At 63.1% G+C, this 6,794-nt stretch carries 4 protein-coding genes; 3 read left to right on the top strand and 1 reads right to left on the bottom strand.

Annotation, left to right across the window (positions count from 1 at the left end; all coding sequences use genetic code 11):
* Positions 1 to 2,970: amino acid adenylation domain-containing protein (locus J4E53_RS29270; RefSeq protein WP_259333258.1), on the bottom strand; the 2,970-nt coding region annotated here is incomplete at its 3' end.
* A gap of 361 nt (positions 2,971 to 3,331) precedes the next feature.
* Here J4E53_RS29270 and J4E53_RS29265 point away from each other — a divergent pair.
* From J4E53_RS29265 to J4E53_RS29255, 3 genes are all read left to right on the top strand, one after another.
* Positions 3,332 to 4,336 (top strand): cupin-like domain-containing protein, encoded by a 1,005-nt coding sequence (locus tag J4E53_RS29265; RefSeq protein WP_072412266.1) that lies wholly within the window; start codon positions 3,332 to 3,334, stop codon positions 4,334 to 4,336.
* Positions 4,333 to 5,703, top strand: coding sequence for an MFS transporter (locus J4E53_RS29260; protein ID WP_103309117.1), 1,371 nt, complete (start codon positions 4,333 to 4,335; stop codon positions 5,701 to 5,703). Before J4E53_RS29265 ends, J4E53_RS29260 begins: the two co-directional genes overlap by 4 nt.
* A gap of 155 nt (positions 5,704 to 5,858) precedes the next feature.
* The gene (locus tag J4E53_RS29255) at positions 5,859 to 6,470 is read left to right on the top strand and encodes an aspartyl/asparaginyl beta-hydroxylase domain-containing protein (protein ID WP_060742635.1); all 612 of its coding nucleotides are present in this window, start codon (positions 5,859 to 5,861) and stop codon (positions 6,468 to 6,470) included.
* Positions 6,471 to 6,794 lie beyond the last annotated feature (324 nt).

Raw genomic sequence — 6,794 nt, 5'->3', positions numbered from 1 at the left:
GGTGGTGCCCTGGGGCGCCTCGTAGGTTTTGCTGGCCAGGGCTTCCAGGCCGGGGGCCGGCAGGGCGCGGCGGTCGAGCTTGCCGTTGGCGGTCAGGGGCAGGGCATCGAGGTGCACGAAGGCACTGGGCACCATGTATTCGGGCAGGTGCTTGAGCAGGGTGCTGCGCAGTTGTTCGGCCGGGATCGGCTCGCCGCAGACATAGGCGACCAGGCGCTTGCTTTCCGACTGCCCGGGGTGGTCTTCCCGGGCAATGACCACCACTTCACGAACACCCGGGCACAACGCCAGGGCCGCTTCGACTTCACCGATTTCGATGCGCAAACCTCGGATCTTCACTTGGAAGTCGTTGCGGCCCAAGTACTCCAGGGCGCCGTTGGCGAGCCAGCGGCCGAGGTCGCCGGTCTTGTACAGGCGCGCGTTCGGCTCGGTGCTGAACGGGTCGGCGATAAAGCGCTCGGCGCTCAATTGCGGTTGGTTTAGGTAACCCCGGGCCACGCCGATACCACCAATGTGGATTTCCCCGGCGACACCCAACGGTTGTGGTGCGCCACGGCCATCGAGCACGTACATCTGGATATTGGCGATCGGCCGGCCGATGGGCACGCTTTCGCCAGGATCACTGGCGCGGCACTGCCAGGCCGTCACGTCGATGGCCGCTTCGGTCGGGCCATAGAGGTTATGCAGCTCGATCTCTGGCAACTGCCGTTCGAAACGCCGTTGCAGGCTGCGGGGCAGGGCTTCGCCGCTGCACAACACGCGTCGCAGGTCAGGGAAGGCCTGCCTGTCATGGTGTTCGAGGAACAAGTCGAGCATCGACGGCACGAAGTGCAACATCGTGACGCTGGCCTGGCGCATCAGCCGGGCCAGGTAGTCCGGTTCCTGATGGCCGCCCGGGCGCGCCATGACCAGTTCGGCCCCGGCCAGCAGTGGCAGGAAGAATTCCCAGACCGACACGTCGAAACCGAACGGGGTCTTTTGCAGCACGCGGTCGGTGGCATCGACGCCGTATTCATCCCTGGCCCACAGCAGACGGTTGACCACGCCGAGGTGTTCATTCATCACCCCTTTTGGGGTGCCGGTGGAGCCGGAGGTGTAGAGCACATAGGCCAGGTGAGTGGGGCGCAGGCCAAGGACTTGCGGGTCCGGGTTGTGTTCGGGTTGAGCGGCCAGTTGTGCATGATCATCGAGGGCCAGCAGCGGCGCACTCGAGGCTGGTAGCAGGCCTTGCAACGCCTGGCTGGTCAGTACGGCCCGCGGGCTGCTGTCGTCGAGCATGAATGCCTGGCGTGCATTCGGTAGGTCCGGGTCGATGGGCACGTAGGCCGCCCCGGCCTTGAGAATCCCCAGCAGGGCGACGACCATTTCCGGTCCCCGCCTCAGGCTCACGGCCACTCGGTCATCGGGTTTCACACCCAGCTCGATCAGGCGATGGGCCAACCGATTGGCCTGGCGGTTGAGTTGTTCATAACTGAGCAACGGCCCGGTATCGCCGCGCACGGCACAGGCGTGCGGACGCTGCCGGGCTTGCTGTTCGAACAATTGGTGGACCAACACATCCTGCGGATAGTCGTGGGCCGTGGCGTTGAATTCGACTTGCACGCGTTGCCGCTCGGCGTGGCTCATGAGCGGGTACTGCCCCACGGGCGTTGCATGCTGCTCCAGCACGGCCTCGAGCATCGAGACGATGCGTTGTTGCAGGTGCCGGGCCTCTTCCAGGCTGAAGTAGGCGGTGTTGAAGTTGAAATCCAGGTGGACGTCTTCGAACGGATGATAGTCGCGCACGAAAATCGCCATGGGTGTCTGCTCGTAGCCGTTGTCCATGGTGATGACCGTGGACGAGGTGCCGCCGAACTGATCGTCGCCGTCCAGGCTTTCGAACGACAGTGACACGTCGAACAGCTGGCGACGCCCGGTCTGTGCCAGGCGCAGGGTGCGGTTGAGCTCGGCGATGGGGAAGCGCTGATGGCGGTAGCAGCGGCGCAGTTGCCCGCCGGCAGTGTGCATCAAGTCCAGCAGCGAGGCGTCGAAGTCGACGGGCAGGCGGATCGGACTGACCGAGGAAAACATGCCTGCGGTTTCTTTCGCCCGGGCAGTGGTGCGGTTATGCACCGGCATGCCGATGACGATTTCATCGACGCCCACGGTGCGGCAGAAATAGGTGGCGACCACGCTGATCAGCACATGGGCGACCGACAGGCTGCGTTCGCTGGAAAATTGCGTCAACGCGTTGTACAGCGCCCGGGGCAGCATCGCCTGGACCTGGGCGCTGGGGGCCAGCTCATTGGCCTGGCCTGTCTTGAAATCGGCCCGACGCTGCAGCAGCGACGGCGGCATCTGTGCGTAGGTTTCCTGCCAGAACTGGCGGTCGCGCTCATAGCGGGACGAGGCCAGGTAAGCCCGGTCATCTTCCAGGAACGACAGGTAGGAATGCCCTTGGGCGACTTCGTCGTTGCCGGCCAGCAGCGCATTGTAGGCCGTCCCCACGGCATGGCCGATCAGGGCCACGCCAATGCCGTCGGTGACCAGGTGGTGGTAGCGGGCGAGCCAGTAATGGCGGTTCGGGCCGCAGCGGACCATGCGTGCCTCCCAGAGCCGGCCCGTCAATGATTCAAAGGGCTGGCGAAAGGCATTGCGCAGATAGTCCATGGCCAGGCCGGCCTCGGCGTCGGCCTCGGAGAACTCCACTACCTCCATGTTCACCTTGACCTCGGGCAGCACGCGCTGGCGGCCGGTGCCGCCTTCATGACTGAAGCTCAGGCGCAGGGTGTCGTGCCGGTTGGCGACCAGCTCGATGGCTTTCTCGAACAATGCAATGTCGATCTGGCCCTTGATCTCCAGGGACATGCCGATGTTGTAGTAGGGCAGGTCCGGGTGTGCGAGCTGATCCAGCCAGATGCCCTGCTGGACGGACGCCAACTCGTGGGACGCGGAGTCTTGGGTAGGCAACATATCGGTCGACGAATCCATTTCGGAGCACCTGCTTGCAGAATCGATTGAGGTTTTTCTCCGTTCGAATGGCAGTGGTGAAGGCCTGGACGACTGCCAGTCGGCGGAATCAATAGCCGTGGAGAAGGACATCGGGGGCGGCGCAAGGCGCTGGGGGCGACGGGGCGGCGAGGGCTGCGTTGCGAGCCGTCGAGGGTCCCGTCCTGCCGTTCGGCTGCGCCTGATATCCCTTCACAAAGTGAGAAAAAATTAGAGCATCCGCCTTGGGATGTCTGTCATGGGAAGCAGGGACAACGGCGCGGAACGTGGCTTTGCGGCGCTTGGGCGTGGTCGCGCGAGTCTGTTATACCAGCGGCCCTGAGTGTGCTTGCGAGGGTCGAACATGCCATTAACCGCCGAATCGGACCGCCCAGCGACGAAGTTCTGGAGCTTGTCCCGCTTTCCCAATCACCCACAGGCAGGCGCGGTCGACGTGATCGATGCGCTGGCGATTTCCAAAGAGGAATTCACCCGCCGCTACGTCAACCGCAACCGTCCCTGCCTGGTCAAGAATGCAGTACGGCATTGGCCGGCTTTCCAGAAATGGCAACGCCTGGACTACCTCAAGGCGCACTCGCGCAACAGTGCGGTGGTGGTGCGCTCGCAGATCGTTTCCGAGGTCATCGGTTGGTCCAACCCGAAGGTCAAGGCCGAGCTGACCGAGTATGCCAACACGGTGTATCGGGAAATGCCGTTCCACCAGTTTCTCGACGACCTGAACGTGGGTGATTCGCCGTTGGTGGCCGACAGCTGCCGGTTCTCCGAAGGCTCGGCCATCGAGCCGATGAAGGAGGATGTCGGTGGGTTGCCTTTCATGCCGCAGTTGGGCAAGTCCCGGCACTACCCGCCCCATCGCAGTTTCCTGTACCGCAACTCCTATACCGATTGGCACTTCCATGTCGTCGACGAAACGTTCATGGCCCAGGTCGTCGGTGCCAAGGAAGTGTTGCTGTTACCGCCGGACGAAGCCAGTTGGCGGGCCTTGCGCCCGGTGATCGAGGAGGCGGGCTACCTGTACGACATCGACACCGGGCGTTTCCCTGGCACTCGAGCGTTGCGGGCGCTGCGTACGGTGGTGGAGCCGGGGGATGCGCTGTACATCCCGGTCTACTGGTGGCACGCCGTGCAATCGATGGACGATGAATTCGGTGCGACCGTCGCGGCGACATTCCCAACGCCCTTGCACGTCAGCGGCAACATCAGCTCGCCCATCGCCAGGCGGGTGTTGCGGACCTATCTGTTTTCCCGTTTTGCGCCGTTGATATTGGGCGCGGTGCTTTACTCCCTGGCCTATCGGCTGCTGGACAAGTTGATCGGTGTGGTCACGCCTCGCGATGTGCGCCCATGAGCGTGGGGAGCGGCCGCCGGGGTTTTGACCTGGGGCGCGGTTTCTATTTCCTCTGGTGCGGCGAGTCGCTGGCGGTGGTGGGCACGGCGCTGATGGAATTCGCCCTGGGGGTCTGGGTGTACAACCATACCGGTTCGGCGGTGGCCTTCGCCAACGTGGTACTGGCGGCGACATTGCCGGCGGTGTTGTTCTTGCCCTTGGCGGGTGGGCTGGCCGACCGGATCAGCCACCGGGTAATCATTGTCTGTTGCGATGTGACCCTGGCGGTGCTGCTCCTTGGGGTCATGGCGCTGCTCTGGTTCGAACGCCTGGAGCCGTTGCACCTGTACATTTTCAATTGCCTGGCGTCGATTGTCGGTGCCTTTCGCAAACCGGCCTATCAGGCTGCTGTCAGTACGATTGTCGCCCCTGACAAGTTCACCCGGGCCTCGGGGTTGATCAGTATCAGCAAGAACGCGTCGGCCCTGGTGGCACCGTTGTTGGCAGGGGCGATCATGGCCAGTGCCGGGTTGGTGACGATCCTGGCGGTGGACCTGATGACCTTCTGCTCCGGCACCTTGCTGGTGATCAAGGCGTTCTCCCATGTGCGAGGGGCGCCGGGTCGTCAGGACGGCGGGCCCAAAGGCACGGTGTTTGGCGGGGCGCTGGGGAATGTCGCCGCGGCGCTGAAGTTCTTTGTCGCCGAGCGGCTGATGGCCGGGTTGCTGGTCTACACCATGATGCGCACGGCGCTGTTGTCACTGGCCACCTTGATGATGACGCCATTGCTGCTGTCGACCCTGGGCAGCCAGGCCTTGGGCATGGCCTACACCTGGGCGGCCCTGGGCGGGCTGGCGGGCGCGGGGTTGCTGATCTCGATGGGCAATCCACGCCGGTTGATGGCGCTGGTGGCGGTGGCCGATCTGTTGTTGGCGGCCTGCGTCGTTGCCTTGGGGCTGGTCTCGCAGACCTTCGCCTACTGCGCACTGGCCTTTGTCGCGATCACCATGGCGAGCATCGCCGATGCCAGCGTGAACTCGCTGTGGATGCGCAGGATCCCCGCCGGCAGCCGTGCCAGTGTGTTTGCGTTGATCAGCATGTTGACCATCGCCACCACCAGCCTGGCGGTGATCGTCGGCGGTTTCCTGGTGGACCACTGGTTCCAGCCAGCGCTGATACCCGGCGGTCTTTATGCCGACTCGATCGGACGCTGGCTGGGCGTGGGGCCGGGGCGTGGCGTGGGGTTGTTGTTCGTGGTGGCCGGTGGGTTGTTCGCGTTCCTGCCATTGAGCGTCTTGCTGTATGGACCGATGCGTCGACTGGACGAGACCCCGGCGCCGGTGGCGGGGGCGCGGATGATCGAAACACCCCAGGTCGAGCCCCTGTAATGCCGGTCGGCCCCGGTGTACCTGATTCCCGTGACAGACAGGCCAAGCCCGGTGGGTCAACCTTGGCAGGCTCTCCTGCCGCGCCCCTTTCACCCGGCGGACAGGACTATCTGGCATCGCCAGCGGAATCGACAACCTCAATAAAAGGAGTACCTATGCGCCCGTCGTTTTATGATCCCAGCCGTTTTCCGCAACTGAAGAACCTGGCCGACAATTGGGAAGTGATCCGCGAGGAGTTTCTGGCCCTCGATGCGCCAACCCTGACGATCAACCGCGTGGGCAAGCAGATTGCCGAGATCGTCGAGGAGATCGACGCTCACATGGCGGCTGGGGGAGAGTATGGCTGGCTCTGGGGATGGGGTGACGACATGGATATCATGCCGGAGTGGACCCAATACGGCCTGGTGGCCTACGACACCCCGATCCCCTACGCCCGCGACGCCATGCCCGGGACCATCGAGCTGCTGAGCAAGATTCCCGGCATCAAGCTTTGCGCCCTATTGCGCATGGAACCCAACGTGTTCCTTGGTACGCATTCTCATACCGGCACTTGGGAAGAAGGTCTGCTGCACATGCAATTGACCATCGACGCGCCTACCACACAGAACTATGCCTACCTTAATGTCAACGGCAGCTTCAACCAGAGCACCAACGGTAACCTGGTGATTTTCGATGGCTCCCTGGACCACTTTGCAGTCAATGCGTCCAGGGCTCACCGTACTGTGCTGTACCTTGAGTTTCATCGTGAGAAGCACATGGTGGCTTGATGTGGAACCCTGTCACCGGAAAGATTGTGGACGGACGCTGAATCTGTGGGTCCCCAAGACCCCATGTGGGTGGACGCTGAATCTGTGGGTCCCCAAGACCCCATGTGGGTGGATGCTGAATCTGTGGGTACCGAAGAACCCATGTGGGAGCCGAGCTTGCTCGCGATGAGGGCGGTACATTCAATCCCGATGCAAGCTGACCCACTGCTATCGCGAGCAAGCTCAGCTCCCACAATGGATTGTGGGCAGATGCTGAATCTGTGGGGCCCCAAGACCCCATGTGGGTGGATGCTGAATCTGTGGGTACCGAAGAACCCAGGTGGG

The organism is Pseudomonas sp. FW305-28, from assembly GCF_017351395.1.
Classification (GTDB): Bacteria; Pseudomonadota; Gammaproteobacteria; order Pseudomonadales; family Pseudomonadaceae; genus Aquipseudomonas; species Aquipseudomonas fluorescens_AA.
The sequence above is the reverse complement of the archived record's forward strand: the minus strand, read 5'-3'. Positions and strand labels throughout refer to the sequence as shown.